We start from the raw sequence: 21,104 nt of genomic DNA on the forward strand, positions 1-21,104 counted from the left end.
GAAAATGGGTTTACGTAGGAGTGGTGCCATGCTGGCGACGCGCTTTCGCGAATCCCCGATCTGTCGCCATGAATCGCTGGATCATGTGAGGAAGGAGCTTCACAGGATCGGAAACTGGCTTGCCTGTCTCCCTTGCCAGGATTTCCGCATACGCGATGAGCTGCCGATGGACGTCTGCGGGAAGTTCGAATGACACTTTGACGGGCTTATCGTCTTCGAGTGCGGCGAGCTTGAGCTTTGTCATCGTTATCCCCGATACGGTTCGAGCACGAGGTCGCGGGTGACGATCACGCGGACTGGAAAGCCGGGCCGGATGGTGAGCGTCGGCGCGACGTTCAACTGTCGGCGGACGATTTCCTGACCGGCATCGTTGATCGTGTCCTGGCCGCCGTTTCGGATAGCCCTAAGCAATCGGTCGTCGTCGTCGACTGCCAGCTCGGCGCCCACGCTGAGCAGCGTGGAGAGGCCGGCGGCCTTGGCGAGGTCCCACCAGTGATAATCGACGCCATCCTCGAGGCCTGCATATCCCGCTGCGTCCGCACCCGGCTGGCGCTCCAGGACGATGGAACGGCCGTTGGGCAAGATCAGACGATTCCACACCAGCAGCACGCGACGCTGGCCGAACTGCACGGCATTATCGTACTGGCCGATGATCCGGGTGCCCTGTGGCACGAGGAGTAGTCGGCCAGTCGGGCTGTCATAGATGTTCTCGGTCACCTGAGCCGTGATCTGTCCGGGAAGGTCGGAGCGAATGCCGGTGATCAATGCGGCGGGGATCACCGCTCCGGCTTGCAGGACGTAGGGCGATGCCGGCGCCATGACGCGATCCGGAGCGACGGTGCGGCGATCGGTGGCGGCATTGAGGAAGGCTAGTTGCCGATCCTGGGCGCGCTCTTGCGCCGTCGGCGTGTTGAACTGGCCGGGAAGCCCGAGGCCGGTCAGGTTCGCGTTGGTGGTGCCGGCGCCAGGTGCGGGTGAGGCGGCAATCGACCGCGCTTCCGCCTGGAAGAAGACCCGGCTCGTGCGCGCGGCCTCCTGCTCGGCGAGTCGACGCTGCTCCGCCGCATCCACGGTTGGCTGGACGGTTGGCGGTACGACCGGTTGTCCGCGATCCTGCGCGCTCAGGATGGGACGGCCCAAGTCGCCCGGCAGCGGCGGCCCCAGGCGCGGGCCAGTATAGTCGCGTGGCAGGCCGGCGAGTCCATCGGCCGTGGGTCTATTCGTGGTGGAGTAGAGTTCCTCGTTCCGAGGTCCGACGCTACGGGTTTGGAGCGCATAGATCAGGGCTCCGCCGAGGCCGATTGAGGCTACCAAACCGATCCCTGCCAAGGCTCTCCGGGATAGCCGGGTGACCCGGGGCGGATCGCCGCGCAGCCGCATGGGCGCTGCGGCGTCACTCGGGTCTTGCTCCGTCTCGGGGCCGCGGCCAGGGTTTTCAGAGTCAGTCATTACGATGGCCTCCCGTCGCTGCGCGAGATCCGGACAGTTTGCTGGTGGTCGCCGCTGCCGAGGCGAAGCTCGGCGGCGCCGAAGAGGCGATCGACGATCAGGATGTTCTGGTAGATGCGGCTGTTGACGATCTGGAGTTCGCCTTCCGAGCCGATGACGAAGACCGGCGGCATCTCGCCCTGGACGATGCCGCGCGGGAACTCGATGTAGACGCGCCGGCCATCGTCATAGATGGCAGTCGGCCGCCACGGTGGATTGTCGCCGCTCAACGCGTAGCGATAGTTGCGCGCAGCGGCGGCAGGAATGACTGGTGTCGCCGGGACACCTTGGCGCTCCGAGGCGGGAAGTTGCGGATAGGCCCACGCGACGGCCGGCATGTACGGATTGGCGCCGGCGCGGAGCTCGAGCATGTAGATGCGGTGGTCCGTGGTGATGACCAGGTTCGTCGTGATGTCGGCGCGTGTCGGCTTCACCAGCACGTGGACGCGACGGGTGATCCCTGATCCGCTTTCGGTGTCGCCGATGATCCACCGCGCGGTATCGCCGGCTGCAATCGGGCCGGCGCCGGTCAGGCTTTCGCCAGGTTCGAGCGCGATGTCCGTGATCTGTCCCGGCGACGTGTAGACCTGATAGAGCGCGCCTTCTGACCACGGATAAATCTGGATGGCGTTGTAGTAGCCTTCCCGGCGCGGTTCGACGCGGGCGGCGGCGTTGGCATTCGCCACCCGAAGCGTCGGAGCGTTCGCGACCGCGCCGCCATGGCTCGGCGACCAGACTGGTGGGACGTGCAGCGGCCGCGGCCGCTCGTCGACGATTGCCGCCGGAACAGCCGGCAATGGCGGGACATCGGAATCATAGCTGATCTGCGGCGGCCTTTGCGTGGCGCATGCGCTCAGCAGCGTTGCCGAAAGAAGTGCGGCAGGGATTGCGGATTTGCGGAAAGCCGCCTTTGCGGCGCAGATGTTCTCTCGGTTCATTACCCCAGCTCCCGCGACCAGTTGATCGCATTGACGTAGATGCCGAGCGGATTAGCCCGCAGCCGCTCCGCGTCTCGCGGCGGTTGCACGACGATGGTGACGATGGCGGTCCAGCGTTCGGTCGATGCGAGCTGGCCATTGTCGTAATGACGCTCGGTCCAGGCCACGCGGAAGCTGTCGGGCGACGCTCGAATGACGCTCGAGACGTCGACCGCGACTTGCTGCTTGCCGACCTTGGTGAAGGGGTCGTTGGCGCGCGCGTAGTCGTTCAGGGCCGCCGCGCCACGGTCGGTCGTGAAGTCGTAAGCACGAAGCCAATTCTGCCGCACGACGATCGGATCGGAGGGGATCGAGCGGACCTGCTCGACGAATCGCGCGAGATGGAAGGCGATCTGCGGATCGGTCGGGCGATAGTCGGCAACCGCGGGCGCGACGGCCTGGGCTTGGCCGAGATTGTCGACCTGCACCACCCACGGCACGATCGACCCGCGCGCCGATTGCCACACCAAGGCGCCGGCGAAGGCGGCTGACAAGGCCAGCGAGCCGAAAGCCATCAGCCGCCAGTTCTTCGCCTGCACGCGCGCCGAGCCAATGCGCTCGTCCCAGACCTGTGCGGCGCGTTGATAGGGAGTCTCGGGCTCGGGTGTCTTGCCGTAGTGCGTGGTGGGTCGCTTGAACATCACTGGTCTCGCTGCGAAAGGTTGACGGAGCTGCCGCCGCCGTGGCTGTCACCGGCGCGGATAGCGTGCGCGGTGGCCATGACGCCGTGATTGAGTTGCTGCGAGCGCTGAATGCGGCGCGCCCAGGCGGGCGGACCTTCTGTCCCAGCGCTGGCGGATGTAGCGGAGTCACCGCCGCCGACCGTGCCCATGGTTGAAGTGCCGCCCGTCGCCTCGAAAGCGGCGCGACCGCCCGCGGAGAAGCTCTCTTTCATGCTGTCTGCCGCTCCGGTGGCGGCGCGGCGAAGCGGTGAGGTGGTTGCGCCGCCAGCGGCACGCGCGACGCCTCCAAGCCCCGATGCGACGCCGGCAGCGCCTGACTGTCCGGCCGCTCCCAGGCTGTAAGCCGTGGCGGCGCCGCCCGCGAGCGTTGCCCCGCCGCGTGCCGCGGCCGCGGTGCCTGAGATCGCGGCTGCGCCACCGCGTAAGGCGAGTCCGCCGGCCGCACCTGCGGCGACCATCGCTCCGCCCGCGGCGACGCCGGTACCGACCGCCGCGCCGGCGCTGAGCTGCGGACCGCCGCTGACCAGGCCATTGGCGATTCCGGGCCCGAAGATTCCGAGGCCCAGGAGCGAGAGCGCCGCCAGGACGACCGCCATGGCATCGTCAATTGTCGGACTGGCGCCCCCAAAGCCGGCCGTAAACTCGGAGAAGAGGGTCGAGCCGATGCCGATGATGACGGCGAGCACCAACACCTTGATGCCAGAGCTGATCACGTTGCCGAGCACGCGCTCGGCCATGAACGCGCTCTGCCCGAAGAGACCGAACGGAATGAGGACGAAGCCCGCCAGAGTCGACAGTTTGAATTCGATCAGGGTGACGAAGAGCTGAACCGCAAGAATGAAGAACGCCAGCAGCACCAGAGCCCAAGCGAGAAAGAGGCAGGCGATCTGGATGAAGTTCTCGAAGAAGGACCAGTAGCCCATGAGGCCGCTGATTGAATCCAGCAGCGGTCGACCGGCATCAAGGCCGGTCTGCGCGACCTTGCCCGGGCGCAAGAGATCGGCCGTCGTGAAGCCGGTCCCGCTGGCCTTCAATCCCAAGCCGGCGAACGACTCGAAGACGATCCGGGCGAGGTTGTTCCAGTTGCCAATTAGGTAGGCGAACACGCCGACGAACAGCGTTTTCTTGACGAGGCGAGCGAGGATGTCGTCGTCGGCGCCCCAACTCCAGAACAGGGCGGCAAGCGTCACGTCGATCACGATCAGCGTGGTCGCAACGAACGCGACTTCCCCGCCGAGGAGCCCGAAGCCGCTATCGATGTAGCGCGTGAAGACCTCGAGGAAATGGTCGATGACGCCCGTGCCGCCCATGATGCTACTCGCCGCTCGGCGGGGCGCTTTCGCCCCGCGGCTCGCCGCTCGATCCGGCTGATCCCGGCAAAGGCGTCGTGCGCGGCATCAGGAACCGTCGGCGGCTTTCTGCCCATGCGCGCAGGCACGCCGGATCGCGCGGGCCGGCCTCGCCGATGCCCTGGCATCGCAACAGCTCGGCCCGCAGCGGGTCGGCCGCGCCCACCTGTGCCGATGGCGCCGGCCGCATTTCGAGCCACTCTTCCTTCCGGGTCAGCTGGATAACCGTCGCGGTAATCGCGACCGCGACGAACGCGACTGCGCCGAACCGGGCGAGGAGTTTGGCGTCCATCGCGCCGCCCTCAGTTGCCGCTGCCCGGGAACATGCGCGCGTTGCCGGGTTGATAGCCGGCGCCGGGCGTCAGGAAGCGCCGGCGCTGTTCGCGTCCTTGGTCGGCCGCAGCCGCGCGCTCGGCATCGGCAAGGGCGCGCGCGCGTCCATCCGCCGCCACGACGGCGGTCAGGTCTGCGAGCTGCTGCGCCTGGAGCGCAAGGATCTGGTTGCCGGCCTGCGTTGCCTGTAGCGCGCCGGTGGCGCCCTGGCTCTGGCCGACCAGGGCCGACATCTCCGTCCGGTTCGTGTCGATATTGCCGACTACACTGGCCTGGACACGCATCGCGTCCTGGAGTCCACCAATCGTGTTCTGCCAGCGCGTGCGCGCATCGGCGATCAACTGCTGGTCGGATGCCGACAGCGAGGCGTTGCCGTAAGTGGTCTGGAAGGCGCGATCGACCTGCTGGACGTCGAAGGCGACGTTCTGCGCCTGGCCGAGGAGCTGCTGCGTGCGCTGGATGGACTGCTGAAGGCGCTGCAACGACGAGTACGGCAAGCTCGCAAGATTGCGGGCCTGGTTGATCAGCATCTGCGCCTCGTTCTGAAGCGAGGTGATCTGGTTGTTGATCTGCTCCAGAGCGCGCGCCGCCTGCAGCACGTTCTGTGCGTAGTTGGTCGGGTCGTAGACGATCCACTGGGCGGAAGCAGGCGCGACTAGGGCGGGCGAAAACGAGAGCGGAAGCGAAAGAGCCGTGGCGGCAAGAAGCGCCACGCGCGAGCGACGGACAATCATGAGGGTGTTTCCATGTTGGTCAGGCTTGGGATGAGGTCGGCGGCCCACGCGACGCCGCGCAGGCGCAGCCATGCCGGCAGAAAGCCGTCGCGGCCGTGCTCAGCGACAATGCGGTCGATGGCGGCTTGATCGGTTTTGGAAGACGCGGCGCACAGAGCGAGCGCGACATCGGAGAGGCCGAGTTCAAAGAGCCGATTGCCGCGCCGCGACTGGCAGTAGTAATCGCGTTTCGGCATGGCGCGGGCGAGGATTTCGATCTGGCGATCGTTCAAGCCGAATCTGCGGTAGATCGCGGTGATCTGCGGCTCGATCGCCCGCTCGTTCGGGAGCAGCAATCGCGTCGGGCAGCTTTCGATGATGGCCGGCGCGATCGGCGAATTGTCGATGTCGGAGAGCGACTGCGTGGCAAAGATGACGCTGGCGTTTTTCTTCCGCAGCGTCTTCAGCCACTCCCGCAATTGTCCGGCGAAGCCTTCGTCGTCGAGCGCCAGCCAGCCTTCGTCGACAATCAGCAAGGTCGGTCGTCCGTCGAGTCGATCCTCGATGCGGTGAAACAGATAGGCGAGCACGGCCGGCGCGGCGCCGGTCCCGATAAGGCCTTCGGTTTCGAAGGCCTGGACGGACGCTTCGCCGAGATGCTCGTGTTCGGCGTCGAGCAGCCGGCCATACGCTCCGCCGACGCAGAACGGCCGTAACGCCTGCTTGAGATCGTTGGATTGCAGGAGCACCGCGAGGCCGGTGATCGTGCGTTCGACCAACCAACTCTGCGCTGGAAAGCCATGTTCGATCACAGCGCCCCAGAGGATCAGCACGTTGATCCCGGAATACTGCCGGCGGGTCGCGGCATTCGCCGGCATGGCGAGCGGCGCCTTCGCCGCCGTGCCCCACGGCTGGACCCACGGCACGCGCCCTGCCTCGAGCTCAGCGATGATCTTGTCGGTGATGTCGTCGTAAAGGTTTGTCCGATCGGCGCCGGAACGAGCGTTGCGGTCATGTCTGGACATCGCGGTTCTCCGCGACGGGCGCCGGAGGCCTCTCCTCCAGCCCTCAACCCGTCACGGAAATCCGGTCCGCACTCTCACTCTCTGTCGGGGGCGTTGCGGGGTCTCCCCGCAGAAGGGGTCGGCCGAGACCTTGGCTCGGCCGCAGGGGAAGGCTTTCCCCTCAAAGCCTCAAACCCGCGGATATGCAAAGCGTAAGTCAGATTTCAGAATGTGAGCTCGGCCTGCCGCGGCTCATCCCGCAGTCGCGAAACCTTGAAGCTGCCGGCGGGCAGCGGTCGAAGGAGCTGATCTTCGCGGCAAGTCCGATCGAGCCAAGCCATGCGTTGCTTGCGGCGAACAACCGCCATCTGGCGATCGTGGAAGGGCGCGACGTCCTCATTCGCCTCGATCGTAAGGATCACGTAGGCTTCCGGCCACTCGCGCGTCGCGGGCCGCCAGATACCCGCGAAATAGAACCAGTCGCCGTCCGCGAGCGAGAAGCCGTAGCGCTTGCCGCGGCTCCGATGGCGGAACTCGGAGGCTGGCACGAGGCAGCGGTGGTCGGGAAAGGTGCGCCCTTCCGCGCGGATGACGGTGAGGGCGCGACCACCCGGCTCGCGGGGTTGAAGGCCCCAGGGCAGCTCGACCATTTCAACGTCGCTGCCGTTACGTCGGACGACGACGCGCCGCTGCCCGATCGATACTACGGAATCGAAAACGCTTGCGATCATGACGATGTGAACATAACAAGAACGGTAAAATCCTGCAAATAGGAAAGGGAGACCTCGGACGATGTGCAACGATTATCGCCTACACGTGGACGTCGCCTCCATCGTCGAGGACTTCGCCGACCTCAAGATCAAGGTCCGCTTCGCCGAGGGCCGACCCAATATCGAGGCGCGCGACGACATCAAGATTACCGATGTGGGACCGATCATCCGGACGGTCGAGGGCGTGCGCGACGAAGGCGATATGGTGCAACGGCGATGGAGCTGGCCTGGACCGAACAAGCGGCCGGTCTATAACTTCCGGTCCGAGGGTCGGGAGTTCTCATCGAACCGCTGCCTGATCGTCGCGGACGGATTCTACGAGTTCACCGATCCCAAGGACCCGAAGAAGAAGCGCAAGGACAAGTGGCTCTTCACGAAGAAGGACGAGCCGCTCTTTTGCATCGCCGGCATATGGCGGAAGACGCCCGAGGTCGGCGAGGCCTTCACCATGCTCACGATGGAGCCCGGCCCTGACATCGCGCCATATCACGATCGGCAAATCGTGATCCTTGAACGCGATGCCTGGGCAGATTGGCTCGATCCATCCGTGCCGGCGAAATCGCTGATCAGGTCGCTCGCGCCAGGAACGCTCCTTGTCGAGCACGTCGGGTAAGCCGCGCTAAAGAGCTGCCACCGATCAGGGATACGGCACGGCGCGCACGACCTGGCGGGCGGGCTTGTCTTGCCGCTCGCCCTGATAAGAGACCTGGCGCAAGAGGTTGTCTTCCGTCCAGGTAAGATAGGTCACTTCGACGACGAGTTCGGGTTTGACCCAATGCACGCGCGACACCTCAAGCGGTGAGCCGAAACGGCTCTCGCGGGGCGGCGGGGCGTCGAGCGGCATGGGTGACGTCTTCAGCGGTCCGAGCCTGCGGGCAAGTCGTTTGAGCTCGGCGACCGTAATCCCGGTGCCGACCCGGCCCGCGTATCGTAACGTCCCGTCGTCGGTGTAGTAGCCGAGAAGCAGCGCGCCGATATGCGGGCGGCTGCCGGTGGGGTCGGTCCATCCGACGACGACAAATTCCTCACGGTTGAGGCATTTCGACTTTACCCAGAGACCGCGGTCGCCCGGCGCGTATGGCCGGTCGCTCCGTTTGGAAATGGCGCCCTCGAGTCCCAGCCGGCAAGCGTGCTCGCGAAAGCCGGGTCCGCTGCCTGTCATGTGTTCGCTGAACCGGAGACCCGGTGTCGATTTCGAGAGCACCGCTTCCAGGTGGGCCTTGCGCTCAACGAGGGGCAGCTTCGCCGTGTCACCTCCATTGAAAAACAGCAGGTCGAACGCAAAAAAAACGAGGTCGCCGGTGCGACCCTCGTCCATCGCCGCTTGTAGGCGGCTGAAGGAGGTTATGCCATCAGGCCGAACCGCACAGAGCTCCCCGTCGAGATATGCGCTCTCGACCTGGAGTGCGCGGAGCGCCGAAATCGTGGCTTGGTAGCGATGGCTCCAGTCAAGGCCCGTGCGGGTCAGCAGCCGGATATCGTCGCCATCGATGCGCGCGTGAATCCGATATCCGTCATACTTGATTTCGTGAAGCCAGTCGGGACCGTCAGGGGCTTCGTCAACGAGGCGCGTGAGCTGCGGCATGATCCAGGCTGGCGGATGCTTTGCGGCCGCTTTGTCGCTCCTCTTTATTCTTCGCGCCATTCCGCCGTCCCTCTGCGGAGCTGGCCGACAAGTCGACAGATCGCCCGCACTCAATCGATACCCGTTTCACGCGCCAACTATTGCCGCCCAGGGCACATCAGTGAAAATCCCTGGTCTTCACTCTGATCGTATCGATGTGTAGGTCCGGAATATAGATGTCTCGGGTGCGCAGCCCCTTGGGCGGCAGCTCGCGCGGATCCGGACCGCCCGCGTGAGTGACCTGATCGCCGCGACCATGCGGCACCGGAAACGGCGCGCTGCGCTCGCCCACGCTGGCCAGCTCGGCCGAGAGATCCGTGAACCGCTGTGCGACGAGATGAACGACCTCGCCCTCGCGTTGGATTCTGCCGCGTACGGCGATCATGCCGGCGGAGAGGACGGTACGGCGGTTGGCCTCGAACACCTGCGGCCAGACGACGAGGTTGGCGATCCCCGTCTCGTCCTCGAGTGTGATGAACATGACGCCCTTGGCTGAGCCTGGCCTTTGCCGCACAAGCACGATCCCGGCGGCTTCGAGCCAGCGGCCGTCGCGCGTCTGCATTGCTTCGTAACAAGAGACGATCCGACGCCGGCGCAAATCATCGCGAAGGAAGATCACGGGATGATCGCGCAGCGAAAGTCCGACATGGCCATAGTCCTCAACTACCTCGCGGCCGGCCGTCATCGGCCGTAGCGCCACAGTGGGTTCCTTGATCTCTGGGACGCTATCGTTCTCGCGCATGGATGCGGCGGCGAAGAGCGGCAGGGGCTCGTCGCGCAAGGCCCTGATCGCCCAGAGTGCCTCGCGACGGGCCAGGTCGAAGGATGCACGGAACCCATCCGCCTCAGCGATCTGCGTCAGCGCGGCGACCGGAACGCCGGCCCGGCGCCACAGGTCGTCCACCGAGGAGAACGGCCGGTCCGCCCGGCACGCGACGATCGCGGCCGCATGAGCATTGGCGAGGCCTTTGACCATGCGCAGCCCGAGACGGACGGCGAAGCGATCCTCATTCTCGGTCGATTCCAGCGTGCAGTCCCAACGCGATGCGTTGATGCAGACGGGGCGCACTTCGACGCAGTGCGCGACCGCATCGCGGACGATTTGCGCTGGCGCATAGAATCCCATGGGCTGGCTGTTGAGCAAGGACGCGCAGAAGACATCGGGGTGCCAGCATTTGAGCCAGGCGCTGGCATAGGCGATAAGCGCAAAAGAGGCTGCGTGGCTTTCCGGAAATCCGTAAGAGCCGAAGCCTTCGAGCTGGCGGAATGTCGCCTCGGCAAAAATGCGATCGTAGCCGTTGGCCACCATGCCTTCGATGAGCTTGGTCCTGAATGAGCTGACGCCGCCCGTGTGCTTGAAAGTCGCCATCGACTTGCGCAGCAAGTCGGCCTCGCCGGGCGTGAAGCCGGCGCACTCGATCGCGACGCGCATCGCCTGTTCCTGAAAGAGCGGGACGCCGAGCGTCTTGCCCAGGACCTTCTCGAGCTCCGGCTTGGGATAGTGGACTGGCTCCAGTCCCTCGCGTCGTCGCAGATAGGGGTGCACCATGTCGCCCTGGATCGGCCCGGGTCGAACGATAGCGACTTGAACGACCAGGTCGTAATAGGTCCGCGGCTTCAGGCGCGGGAGCATCGACATCTGCGCGCGGGATTCGATCTGGAAAGTGCCGAGCGTGTCGGCTTTGCGGATCATCGCGTAAGTGCGCGGATCTTCGGCCGGAATGGTTGCCAGGTCGAGGTTGACGCCTTTGTGCTCGGCGAGGAGATCGAGGCCGCGCTTCATGCAGGTCAGCATGCCCAGCGCCAGGACGTCGACCTTCATGAAGCGCAGGGCGTCGATGTCGTCCTTGTCCCACTCGATCACCTGGCGATCGACCATCGCGGCGGGCTCGATCGGCACCAGGTCATCAAGGCGGTCGTGCGTGAGCACGAAGCCGCCCGGATGCTGGCTCAAGTGGCGAGGCGCACCCATCAGCTGGCGGGCAAGGTCGAGCGCGAGGCGCAAGCGCCGGTCCGAGGGATTGAGATTCAACTCGGCGACGTGCCGGTCGGCGACGCCTTCCTCGGACCACCCCCACACCTGGCCGGAAAGCGAGCGGATGAGGTCCTCCGGTAAACCAAGCGCCTTGCCGACATCTCTTATAGCGCCCTTGGTCCGATAGCGGATCACGGTCGAGCACAGTGCGGCGTGATCGCGACCGTAGGTGTCGAACACCCACTGCATGACGATTTCGCGCCGCTCATGTTCGAAGTCCACGTCAATGTCGGGCGGCTCGCGCCGTTCTTCCGAGACGAAGCGCTCGAAGAGCAGGTCGTTGCGGCCTGGATCGATGCTGGTGATGCCAAGGACGAAGCACACGGCGCTGTTCGCAGCCGACCCGCGGCCCTGGCACAGGATGTCGCGCGAGCGTGCGAACCTCACGATGCTGTTGACCGTGAGAAAGTACGGCGCATAGCCGAGCTTCTCGATCAGCCGCAGCTCATGCTCGAGGGTCGCGCGCACGCTATCGGGAAGCCCGTCGGGGTATCGCTCGACAGCGCCGGCCCAGGTGAGCTTTGCCAGCGCCTGTTGCGGAGTCAGCGATGGGTCATCGCGCTCCTCAGGATATTGATAGGCGAGCTCGTTGAGCGAGAAGCGGCAGTGCTCGACGATTTCCAGTGTGCGGGCCAGGGCCTCGGGATAGCGGCTGAACAGCCGGTGCATTTCTTCGGGTGGCTTGAGATAGCGATCGGCGTGACGCTCGCGGCGATCGCCGAGGTCATCGATCGTGACGTTGTGGCGGATGCAGGTCACGACGTCCTGCAGCATGCGCCGGCCGGGTTCGTGGAAGAGGACGTCATTGGTGACGACGGTAGGCACGCGCAACTGCGTGGCGAGGTTCGAGAGCTCGTGGAGCCGGAGCTGATCGTTCGGCCTACGCCGCAGCGTGAGGGCCAGATAGGCGCGATCGCCGAAGGCCTCGCGCAGGCGGCGTAGGCGAAGCGCGCATTCATTGTCAGCGAGGTCCGGCACCAGGACCGCGATCAGCCCGTCGCCATAGGCGACGAGGTCGCTCCATTCGAGATGGCACTTGGCCTTGCCGGCGCGCTTCTTGCCGAGCGAAAGCAGGCGGCACAAGCGTGAATAGGACGGCCGGTCTGTCGGATAGACCAGGACCGAGATGCCGCCTGCGAGATCCAGACGACATCCGACGACGAGGCGCACGCCCGTTACCTTCGCCGCTTCATGGGCCCGCACGATGCCGGCGAGCGAATTGCGATCTACCACGGCAAGCGCGTCGATTCCGAGCAAGGCAGCCTGGGAAAACAATTCCTCGGCCGATGACGCGCCGCGGAGGAAGCTGAAGTGCGAGGTGACCTGAAGTTCGGCGTAGCGTTGGGTGCTCATCCGAACACCCCGTGGAGATACCAGCGATGCGAGCCGGTCGACGCATCCTCGCCGTCACCGGAACGATAAACCCAGTAGCGCTCGCCGGCGTCGTCCTCGATACGGAAGTAGTCACGGACGGCGGCGAGCTCGGCGTCTCGCCGCCACCACTCACCAAACACACGCTCGGGACCGTCGGCGCGCTTCACCCGGCGACGGATGCCGCGCCAGGTGAAGGAGACCGGCGGATGGTCCGGCAGGAGCGCGACCGTCTCGATCGGCTCCGGCCGGGCGAGCAGGCGTGCAGGCCTCGGCCAGTGGTTCGGCCACGTCGTGTCGCTGCCGGGCGCCATAGCAGGTATGCGGCGCACCGAACGCTCGGGCACGTCGCTCGACACGGGCGCAATCCGGTAGATCGCATGCTCGCCGACGCGATTGGCGAGCGTGTCTACGAGGTCCGAGATATCAGGCGCAGTTTTCTCGACCAGTGAGCTGATGAGCTGCCGGCGCACAAAAGGCTCGGCGATGGTCGCCGTCAGCGTGATCACCTCGATGCCGAAGCCCGGATCGATTGTCTCGACGCGATCGCAAAGCAGCCGGGTCAGGCGCTTGCTGTCCCGCACCGGCTGCGCGGTGCCGACCCGCACAGCTTGCATGCGATTATCGACGCGGTGACACAGGAGATCCAGTCGTCGTGCGCCGAGGCCTTTATCCTCGAGCGCGGCGCAGAGATCGACAACGAGCTTGCCGATGTACCGAGCAATCGTCTCGGCCGCGCCGATCGGCTCAGCGAAGGCGCGTCTCACCTCGATGAGATCGGGCGGTCGGATGGGCTCGATCGGTTCGGCGCTCCGGCCGAGAGCCTGCTCGAGGCGCCGCCCGAGCTCGGGCCCGAACCGTAAGGTCAGCGGGGCGCGCGGCTGCGCCACAAGGTCTTCGACGCGCTCGAAACCGAGAATGCGCAGGTCTGCGGATATGGGAGTCGGAAGGCGCAGCGCTTCCAGCGGCAACCGAGCAATGGCGGATGCGCCGTGTCCGGGCGGTGCGACCAAGGTTGGTCGTGCGACATAGCGCGCCAGCGCATGAGCCGCGCCCCAGCTATCGGCGACGGCTGCGCGCGCCGCGACGCCCGACATCGCCAGCCGACCTATGAGCGCGTCGAGCATCGCCGGCTCACCGCCATGAAGATGATCGGCGCCGGTCGAGTCGATAACGATTCCGTCCGGCGGGTCGGCTGCGGCGATCGGCGCGAAGCGCTGCAGAATCCACACAGCGAGACGCTCCAAAGCTTCGGCATCTGCTGCAGGATCGGCGTCCTGGATGATGAGGCCGGGAACGAGAACCTGAGCTTTCGTGACCGGCATGCCGACCCGAAGCCCCGCGGCGTGAGCGGCGGCGTCCGCCGCCAGCACCACCCGCCTGCTTCCTTCGCGGCCGATCAGGACGAGCGGCGCCTCAGCGGGAGGCGCCGCGTCGCCAGCCTTCCGCCGCAGCCGGTCGGTGGACCAGGTCGGCAGGAAGAGCGAGACGACCCGTGTCATCGCACGCCTCCAACTCGAAATCTGCACTTTCACCCGCGCGTGCGCGGATGAGTTCGACAAGCCAGCGATGCCGGCCAACGCCCGGCACGGGTAGCGGTGACGACGGCAGGACCGAGACGCGCCATCGCGTTGTCGCCGCGGTCGGCTGGCCGAAATCGGACGCCTCAGTCTGCCGGCGCCAACGGCGCAGGGCGATGCCGATCGTCTCTGTGCCTTCGGCGGCCAGCTGGAGCCGGCGCGAGGCAGTCATCGACAGGCGAGCGGTCTCCGCTATGACTGCACCCAAACCGCCGTGCCGTAAGCCTTCCTCCATGCAGGCCAGAACCGTCTTGTCGTCACCAACCTCCGCGTAGATCACGCGGTCCGGTGAAAGACCGGCCTGGGCGAGCGCCGGCGCGAAAAGATCGGCCTTGGTGATGCACCAGAGCACCTTGCTCTTAGTCCGCGAAGCAATCCCAGCTGCGAAGAGCGCCGCGGCCGCGCCATCGATCGTGCCATTCCCGCCGCCAGCGACCTCGTGAAGCGCACCAAGAGTGAGGCCCCCGCCGGGAAGTCGTGAATCGATCTCGGCGATCCCGAACGGGAGGACCGATTTGGAGCGCCTGCTTCGGCATTCGAGCTTCTCGATCTGCGCGCGCAGGGCTTCTATGGCGGGCTTCGGCCGCACCGTCGTCACTGACCTCCATGGACGGACTAACGATCATGTTCCCTATTTGTTCTCTTTCCGCTAAGATGAGTCAAGCGTGGGACGTGAGCGCGATCTGGCCGGGGCGAAGGAGAGAAGGTGATAACTGAGGTCAGAGCCGATTTTGTGGTGCACCTTGCACCCAACCAGCATATGTTGGGTGCATGGTGCATCAGGAAGCGATTCATGGCGGCCGCATCTAAGAAGTCAGTCCGGACGTCTGTCATCCTGCCTGAGTCCGCTCATGCCCGTATTCAGGCGCTTGCGGACAACAATAATGTTTCGGCGGCATGGGTTATCCGGGCGGCCATCATGCAGTTTCTTGAGGAGCATGGCGAGGAGACACAGCTCCCGTTAAAGCTGCCGAAAATGAAGAAGGGGGCGGGATGAGCTCAGAAGCGATTCGAAGGAAGGTCGCTCGGATCCGCGCGGGTGCGAAGCCGAGAGTGCTGGATCTGTTTGCGGGTTGCGGTGGGCTTTCGCTTGGGTTTCAGGCTGCGGGGTATGCGCTGCAGGCTGCGGTCGAGTTCGATCCTGATGCTGCACGTTCGCATGGACTGAACTTTCACGGGGGCGATCCAAAGCACAGTCGCGCTCGCGATATAATCACGACACATCCAGAGCAAATCGTGGCAGAGCTGGAGCTTGGTCCCGTAGCAAACGCCGTCGATGTTATTGTCGGGGGTCCGCCATGTCAGGCCTTTGCACGGGTTGGCCGGCCGAAGCTGCGTGAGATCGACGCCCATCCGCAAGCATTCCGGCATGATCCGCGAGCGCGTCTTTATCAGGAATATCTGAGATACGTGGACGCTTTCCAGCCTCTCGCAGTCCTGGTCGAGAACGTGCCCGATGTTCTCAATCACGGCGGCCAGAACATCGCGGAAGAAATCGGCGAAGTGCTTGAGGATAAGGGCTATGTCTGCGGTTATACGCTGCTGAATGCCGCCTTTTATGGCGTCCCGCAAATGCGGGAGCGCATGTTCCTCGTCGCTTATCGCCGAGAGATCGCCGACAGAGTGTCGTTCCCCGAGCCTTCAAACTGGCTGGTGCTACCGCCCGGCTACGAAGGTTCGCGCGCCGTCGCACTGAAGGTGCTGAACGGACACCTCGAAGAGGCGCACGACTACCATGAGCCGCCAATCGCGAGTCCGAAACTGCCCCCGGCGGTGACGGCCGAAGAGGCCCTTGGAGACCTGCCACCGATTTACGCCCGGGATCAGCTTGCGGCGGGTGACCTGCGCCGTGGTGCCCGCCGCTTCGATCAAAACGTGCCCTATGACGGCAGGCGCAAAATCTCGGCGTATGCGCGCCTGTTGCGCTCCTGGCCGGGATTCGAAGCTCCGGAGGAAGGCTTGCGGGATCACGTCATCCGTTACCTGCCACGCGACTACGAGCTGTTCGCGCGTCTCAATCCAGGCGATCAATATCCGCAGGCGTGGCAGCACGCCATGAACATGCTGGCCGAGAAGATCACTGAATTGCGGCGCAAGGGTAAAGTAGTGCGCCAAGGCTCCGCTGAATATGACCGTTTGCGCGATGCCATCGTACCTCCTTACGACGCCACAAAGTTCCCGAACAAATGGCGGAAGATGTGGCGTGACCAGCCCGCCCGCACTTTGATGGCGCATCTCGGCAAGGACAGTTACAGCCACATTCATTACGACAGCGAGCAGGCGCGCACGATCTCCGTGCGCGAGGCGGCCCGGCTGCAGTCCTTTCCTGATGGCTTTGTCTTCTGCGGAACGATGAATCCGGCATTCCGGCAAATTGGCAACGCCGTGCCGCCTCTTATGGCGAAAGCGCTCGCAGAAACGATGATGATCGCCCTCAGGGGCAGGGAGGAGCGGGACGATCATGTCAGCAGAAGAGCGGCAGCAGCAGTTTGAGGTCGCAATTCGCGCTCAGCCGGGCATCCGGCCGGAAGCACGGATTGCGAAGAACTTCGGCTTCTCAAACAGCGCCCGCGTGATTGAGGGCGGGCTCTTTGCCTGCACGAACAATCTGGAGGCCTACTCGGCCGGTTTGGCTGCGGGTCGTACTGCGCCAATTGAGCAGTTCATCTTCCTGTGCGTTCTGACGTTCCCACCGCAGGACGAGGTTTATTTCGCGGTCACGGTCACCGCTGAGGCCGATCGGATTAACAAGGGTTTGCTGAAGCTGTTCCACGAAGGCGAGGAGCGTAACAAGCAGCTCGTCGCCGCATCGAAGAAGGCCGGCAGCATCAGCAACAATGTCAAATTCTACATAACCGACACCGGAGACATCTTTTTTCACAACCACGACTTTCGGGAATCACTGCGAAGTGCCCCTGGAGAACCGGCGCTCGATCCGGATTGCATGGCGAAAGTCGATTCCATTCTCTTCGCCATCTGGCCTCCGGCAGCTTCCGCCCGCCGGAGCCTGCTTGCACGTGAGTTCGTCGGCTATCTCGGAAGCCTGATCGGGCGCGAAAAGGTCCACGAGTTACACGTGTGGGCCGATGCCGGTGCCGTCAGCCCGGGTATGCAGCGGTTGCCTGCTACAATTCCAGTTGCCGAAATCGAGACGGCAGTGACGTCGCTCGGCGGACACTATCCCGGTGGAGAGGTACGGCGGTTTCACGCCGCGATGAATTTCCTCCCGCACAAACACTTCGTGATTCTCGCTGGACTCTCGGGTACCGGGAAGACCCAGCTTGCGCTGAAATATGCGCGAGCGGTCCATGGCCTGGCAGCGAACAACATTCCGGATCCCTTTCTGTTCGTTTGCCCTGTCCGACCGGAGTGGACCGATCCGACGGGGCTCACCGGTTACTACGACGTGTTGTCGAACCGCTATGTTGTCCCGCCGTTTCTGGAAGCGGTTCTTCTTGCAACGGCGCACCGCGACTCGCCCGTGTTCGTCGTGCTCGATGAGATGAACCTGGCGCGGGTGGAATATTACTTCTCTGACGTTCTGTCCGCGGTCGAGACGGGTGAGGAACTGCAGCTTCACTCAAGCGGCGTTCCGCTTGAGGGCTCAACCGGCACATCGGTGCCCGCCGCCCTGCCGCTGCCGCCCAACCTCTACATTGCGGGTACGATCAACATCGACGAGACGACGAATCCGGTCAGCGACAAGGTTCTGGATCGTGCCATTGTCATCGATATGTCAGCGGTCGATCTGGCGGGATTTCTTTCGGCCCTGGCAGGGCGTGAGCCGACGCTGAAGGATGCATGGGCGGCGTGTGAGGAGCGTCTCGTCGCCGCCCAGACCGTCATGGCGACTCATAGCCTGGGATTTGGCTACCGGGTCGCGGAGGAGGTTGTCCGCTATCACGCATTTGCGACGGATCATCTGAAGGCGGATGGCGCGGCCATCATCGACGATCTGATGGTGCAGAAAGTGCTTGTGAAGCTGCGGGGTGGCGAACGGCAGCGACCATTACTGACGGGCTTAGCCAAAGCGCTGGACGGGCTGCAGCGTTCGCAGGCGTTCCTCGGCAAGCTGACAGCGGACCTGGACGAGTTCGGCTCATTCCAGGCCAGCCGGTAGGGTTTGCTGATGACCGCCTTGCTCATGCGCAGCGAAACGACGGGCGAGGCATGGAGGGTGTGGCCAGAGCCGGAGACCGTCGAACCAGGTATTGTGCACGAGACAGGAAGCTATCTCTTCGAACTGCAGAGCAGCGGTGCGGCTACTGCCGATCTGCTGATAGATGACCTTCCGCTGGAAGCTCTGCGGGCGCAGACACCGGATACGGCACGCTGGCGCTGGTCGCCCGGCTTTCATGCTGGCACCGTCGAGGCGGAGTTGCGGCTGGCCGGGCAGGCGCCGCGTCGCTTTGAGCTCATCACCGATCCGGACCGACGCAAGCTGACCCGCGACGATTTCGACGCGATGGTGCGTGAGATTCTTGACGATACTTTCGCTCTGTTCTCCCTCAGCAGTTTCCGCAAATCTGTAGCCCGTGGCACGGGTGGTCGCCCGCCGGCAATCGCGCGTCTCGAATTTCTGCGCTCCAGAGTGGACGAGCTGGAGGCTGTTGTTGCTACCATCGTGCGCAGCCCCCGGCGCATACTGGTCGCCGACGAAGCGATCCTTCCCTATCACCGCGCGAGTCGGGCGACCGGACCCGAAGTGCTCCGCTCCTTTCGTTCGGGGCGCATTCTTCAGGAGAGCATGAAGCCCTCGCGACTTCCGGCGCCGCTCAAAGGCTTTCTCCCGGAGCGCATCCGGGTGCGTCAGCGCCTGAGCTCGCTCGATCTGCCGGAGCACCGTCAGATGGCAGCGTGCTTGCGGTCGTGGGTCGCTTGGTTGGGTGCGGCTGCGGAGCTGCTCGAGCGAACCCGGCCGGAGGGCGATGCCGAACTGCGTCACGGCGCGGCCGCGTGGGCACAGCGCTGCCGGCGCTTGTCGCGCCGCATAAGCAACCTTTGTGCGGCGGCTCCATTCGTCGAGGCAGGGGAGGCACCGGCGCGTCTCGTGCTTTCTGCGCTGTTCCGCAACGATCCCTCATATCGCCGGTTCTACCGAGTGTGGCAGGACATAAATCTCGGCATCGCCGCGGTGTTCGGCGAGTTTCTGAACCTGCCTCTGGCCCGCACTTTCGAATTGTATGAGCTGTGGTGCTTCCTGCGTCTCGTCAGGGCTGGCGCGGAAGAGTACGGTCCGGCTGGACTTGATGTGCGGGACCTTTTCATCAGCGACGCCGCCGGCGGCGTGACCCTCGCGGCGGGTGCAGTAACAGTTCCGGTCGGCTCCGGTTGGAAGCTGTGTTTTCAGAAGCAGTATCGTGAGTTCTGGATCGAGCCAGATCGTCGCGGCTCTTACAGCCGTGCGATGACTCCTGATGTCGTAGCCAGCCACGAGTCAGCAGGTCCGGATGACAGCAGGCTGATCGTGCTGGATGCAAAATACCGGATCGACGAAGGGCTTAACGATGCGCTCAGCTCGATCCATACTTACCGCGATGCATTAGTGCAGGAGGCGGATTCCGGTCGAACGAAAGGCATCGTCACCGCCGCTTATCTGTTGACGCCGCATGTGCCAGTGCTCGAATCCGGTTACCGCGATACACCAATGCCGGGACGGCTGTTCCACCCGAGCTACCGTTCCGGCTTCCGGTTTGGTGCCGTCACCCTGCGCCCGGGAATGACAGCCGCGGCGATCGCGGCCACGCTCCGGCTGGTGGTTGCCGACGCGACAACGGGGATCTCCTGATATGGACGTCCTTACGCCTCAACAGCGCCAGCACAACATGAGCCGCATCCGGGGGCGCGATACAAAGCCGGAAATGCTGCTGCGTCGCCATCTTCATGCGGCCGGCCTTCGATTCCGGTTACACGCATCTGGCCTCCCGGGGCGACCTGACATGGTCTTTCCGCGGCACCGTGCAGCGATCTTTGTGCATGGGTGTTTCTGGCACGGACACGACTGCCCGCTTTTTAAATTGCCCAGCACGCGGCCGGAGTTCTGGGCGGCCAAAATCTCCGGCAATCGCGATCGCGATTGCCGCACGCTCGCGGCTTTGCGTGATGCAGGCTGGCGCGTGTTGATCGTCTGGGAATGCAGCTTGAAAGGACCGGGACGCCTGACGGTGGCGGAAGTAATTGATTTCTGCGTGGGCTTTATCAAAGGAGAAAAGCCTCGTGCCGATTTGCTCGGAAACCAGCGAAATTGATGGGGGAATGGGGTCAGGATATGGAAGGATTAACAAAAGCGCCGATCAAGGCGGAAGATGATGCTGTGATTCCGAGTTGGGTCCGATTGAACGGGCGGACTGGAAACGCACTCGTCGCGATCATCACCATCGTCGAGGAGGAGCATGAGGCAGTGCGTGCTCTTGGCGGTTTCACAAAACTGGTGGGGAATACACCTTACACTTGTCGGAGCCAACTTGCTGAGAGCGTTTACGACGTGATTCTCGCTAAGAGCCCGGACCGGAGCAACACGCCCTGTAGTCAGCTCGTTCGTAATATTGCGGAACAGTTTCGCCCGGAGTTTATCGTCCTTTCGGGGATTGCGGGCGGGGTGACTGGCCGCGACGAAATCGCACTAGGCGACGTTGTCGTAGCCGATCACGTGGACTGGTACGAGATGCGCAAGATTGCCGACGGTACAGACGTCATCCGAAAGCAGGCGTTTGATCATCCGTCAATGTATCTCCGAGAGACAATTACGCAACGCGCCAAAATTAGAGGGAAGTGGCTTGAGCTCATCTCCGCCGAGCGGCCCGAGCCGGGCACGCCGAAGATCCTTGAAGGAAACCTCATCGCCGGTGACAAGATCCTCGGAGACAAGGAGAACGAGTACCAGCGGAGTATTTTGAAGGAGTTCGACAAGGCCCTTGCCGTCGACATGGAATCTTATGGGCTTGCTCGTGGCGTGTACAACGCCCGAAGCACACGGCACTACAATCTGAATTATTTGGTCGTGCGCGGGATATCCGATCTGGTCGATCAAGTAGGGAATAATGAGCAGCGGATTAAGTGGCGGGCCTATGCCGCGGCCACGGCTGCCGCCTTCACTGTATCAGTTTGTGATGAGATCGTTGCGTTATGCGGTTAGAAGCCTGTTTTTATCGCAGACGCGGAACGTCGCGTTACCGCT

General features: G+C 64.0%; 19 protein-coding genes and 1 pseudogene. 7 read left to right on the forward strand and 13 right to left on the reverse strand.

The window, feature by feature from the left end; all coding sequences use genetic code 11:
• Positions 1-10 precede the first annotated feature (10 nt).
• The 9 genes and pseudogenes from OJF58_RS16850 to OJF58_RS16890 form a co-directional block, all read right to left on the reverse strand.
• Entirely contained in the window at positions 11-244 is a 234-nt protein-coding gene (locus OJF58_RS16850; RefSeq protein ID WP_300778875.1) for a DUF2274 domain-containing protein, read from the reverse strand.
• Between the two features lie 2 nt (positions 245-246).
• The gene (locus OJF58_RS16855; RefSeq protein WP_300778876.1) at positions 247-1,449 is read right to left on the reverse strand and encodes a TrbI/VirB10 family protein; all 1,203 of its coding nucleotides are present in this window, start codon (positions 1,447-1,449) and stop codon (positions 247-249) included.
• The gene (gene trbG, locus OJF58_RS16860) at positions 1,449-2,426 is read right to left on the reverse strand and encodes a P-type conjugative transfer protein TrbG (protein ID WP_300778877.1); all 978 of its coding nucleotides are present in this window, start codon (positions 2,424-2,426) and stop codon (positions 1,449-1,451) included. The genes OJF58_RS16855 and trbG overlap by 1 nt, the downstream gene beginning before the upstream one ends.
• Positions 2,426-3,106 carry a conjugal transfer protein TrbF gene (gene trbF, locus OJF58_RS16865; protein WP_300778878.1) on the reverse strand — a complete coding sequence of 227 codons (681 nt, stop codon included), beginning with the start codon at positions 3,104-3,106 and terminating at the stop codon, positions 2,426-2,428. Before trbF ends, trbG begins: the two co-directional genes overlap by 1 nt.
• On the reverse strand, positions 3,106-4,458 hold the full coding sequence (gene trbL, locus OJF58_RS16870) for a P-type conjugative transfer protein TrbL (protein WP_300778879.1): 1,353 nt from the start codon (positions 4,456-4,458) through the stop codon (positions 3,106-3,108). The genes trbF and trbL overlap by 1 nt, the downstream gene beginning before the upstream one ends.
• Positions 4,459-4,462: 4 nt before the next feature.
• Positions 4,463-4,789, reverse strand: coding sequence for a putative entry exclusion protein TrbK-alt (gene trbK-alt / locus OJF58_RS16875; RefSeq protein WP_300778880.1), 327 nt, complete (start codon positions 4,787-4,789; stop codon positions 4,463-4,465).
• A gap of 10 nt (positions 4,790-4,799) precedes the next feature.
• Positions 4,800-5,564: a P-type conjugative transfer protein TrbJ gene (gene trbJ, locus OJF58_RS16880; RefSeq protein WP_300778881.1), complete on the reverse strand. Its 765-nt coding sequence runs from the start codon at positions 5,562-5,564 to the stop codon at positions 4,800-4,802.
• A pseudogene (locus OJF58_RS16885) lies at positions 5,561-6,532 on the reverse strand (ArdC-like ssDNA-binding domain-containing protein); the annotation flags it as partial. The gene trbJ and the pseudogene OJF58_RS16885, both read right to left, overlap by 4 nt.
• Positions 6,533-6,771: 239 nt before the next feature.
• Entirely contained in the window at positions 6,772-7,278 is a 507-nt protein-coding gene (locus OJF58_RS16890) for an SOS response-associated peptidase (RefSeq protein ID WP_300778882.1), read from the reverse strand.
• A 61-nt stretch (positions 7,279-7,339) separates the two neighbouring features.
• On the opposite strand from OJF58_RS16890, the gene OJF58_RS16895 reads away from it, so the two are divergent.
• Positions 7,340-7,930: an SOS response-associated peptidase gene (locus OJF58_RS16895; RefSeq protein WP_300778883.1), complete on the forward strand. Its 591-nt coding sequence runs from the start codon at positions 7,340-7,342 to the stop codon at positions 7,928-7,930.
• Positions 7,931-7,954: 24 nt separating this feature from the next.
• Here the strand turns inward: OJF58_RS16895 and ligD are convergent, their stop codons facing one another.
• The 4 genes from ligD to OJF58_RS16915 all read right to left on the reverse strand — a co-directional run bounded on the left by ligD (position 7,955) and on the right by OJF58_RS16915 (position 14,516).
• Positions 7,955-8,962, reverse strand: a complete 1,008-nt coding sequence (gene ligD / locus OJF58_RS16900) for a non-homologous end-joining DNA ligase (RefSeq protein ID WP_300778884.1) — start codon at positions 8,960-8,962, stop codon at positions 7,955-7,957.
• Positions 8,963-9,059: 97 nt separating this feature from the next.
• Complete coding sequence (locus tag OJF58_RS16905) at positions 9,060-12,329, reverse strand: error-prone DNA polymerase (RefSeq protein WP_300778885.1); 3,270 nt, start codon at positions 12,327-12,329, stop codon at positions 9,060-9,062.
• Positions 12,326-13,849, reverse strand: a complete 1,524-nt coding sequence (locus tag OJF58_RS16910) for a DUF6504 family protein (RefSeq protein ID WP_300778886.1) — start codon at positions 13,847-13,849, stop codon at positions 12,326-12,328. Before OJF58_RS16910 ends, OJF58_RS16905 begins: the two co-directional genes overlap by 4 nt.
• Complete coding sequence (locus tag OJF58_RS16915; protein WP_300785302.1) at positions 13,764-14,516, reverse strand: ImuA family protein; 753 nt, start codon at positions 14,514-14,516, stop codon at positions 13,764-13,766. The genes OJF58_RS16910 and OJF58_RS16915 overlap by 86 nt, the downstream gene beginning before the upstream one ends.
• 117 nt (positions 14,517-14,633) lie before the next feature.
• Here OJF58_RS16915 and OJF58_RS16920 point away from each other — a divergent pair, with 117 nt between their 5' ends.
• From OJF58_RS16920 to OJF58_RS16945, 6 genes are read left to right on the forward strand one after another with little or no spacing between them, the layout of a single operon-like run.
• Positions 14,634-14,924, forward strand: a complete 291-nt coding sequence (locus OJF58_RS16920) for a CopG family transcriptional regulator (protein WP_300778887.1) — start codon at positions 14,634-14,636, stop codon at positions 14,922-14,924.
• Positions 14,921-16,420: a DNA cytosine methyltransferase gene (locus OJF58_RS16925; RefSeq protein WP_300778888.1), complete on the forward strand. Its 1,500-nt coding sequence runs from the start codon at positions 14,921-14,923 to the stop codon at positions 16,418-16,420. Before OJF58_RS16920 ends, OJF58_RS16925 begins: the two co-directional genes overlap by 4 nt.
• Entirely contained in the window at positions 16,389-18,047 is a 1,659-nt protein-coding gene (locus OJF58_RS16930; protein ID WP_300778889.1) for a hypothetical protein, read from the forward strand. Before OJF58_RS16925 ends, OJF58_RS16930 begins: the two co-directional genes overlap by 32 nt.
• A 9-nt stretch (positions 18,048-18,056) precedes the next feature.
• A complete protein-coding gene (locus OJF58_RS16935) occupies positions 18,057-19,715 on the forward strand; it encodes a DUF2357 domain-containing protein (protein ID WP_300778890.1) in 1,659 nt (552 codons plus the stop codon).
• A 1-nt stretch (position 19,716) separates the two neighbouring features.
• Positions 19,717-20,175, forward strand: a complete 459-nt coding sequence (locus OJF58_RS16940) for a very short patch repair endonuclease (RefSeq protein ID WP_300778891.1) — start codon at positions 19,717-19,719, stop codon at positions 20,173-20,175.
• Positions 20,175-21,062: a hypothetical protein gene (locus tag OJF58_RS16945; protein WP_300778892.1), complete on the forward strand. Its 888-nt coding sequence runs from the start codon at positions 20,175-20,177 to the stop codon at positions 21,060-21,062. The genes OJF58_RS16940 and OJF58_RS16945 overlap by 1 nt, the downstream gene beginning before the upstream one ends.
• The last annotated feature ends 42 nt before the right edge of the window (positions 21,063-21,104 follow it).

This window comes from Enhydrobacter sp., assembly GCF_030246845.1.
GTDB lineage: Bacteria > Pseudomonadota > Alphaproteobacteria > Reyranellales > Reyranellaceae > Reyranella.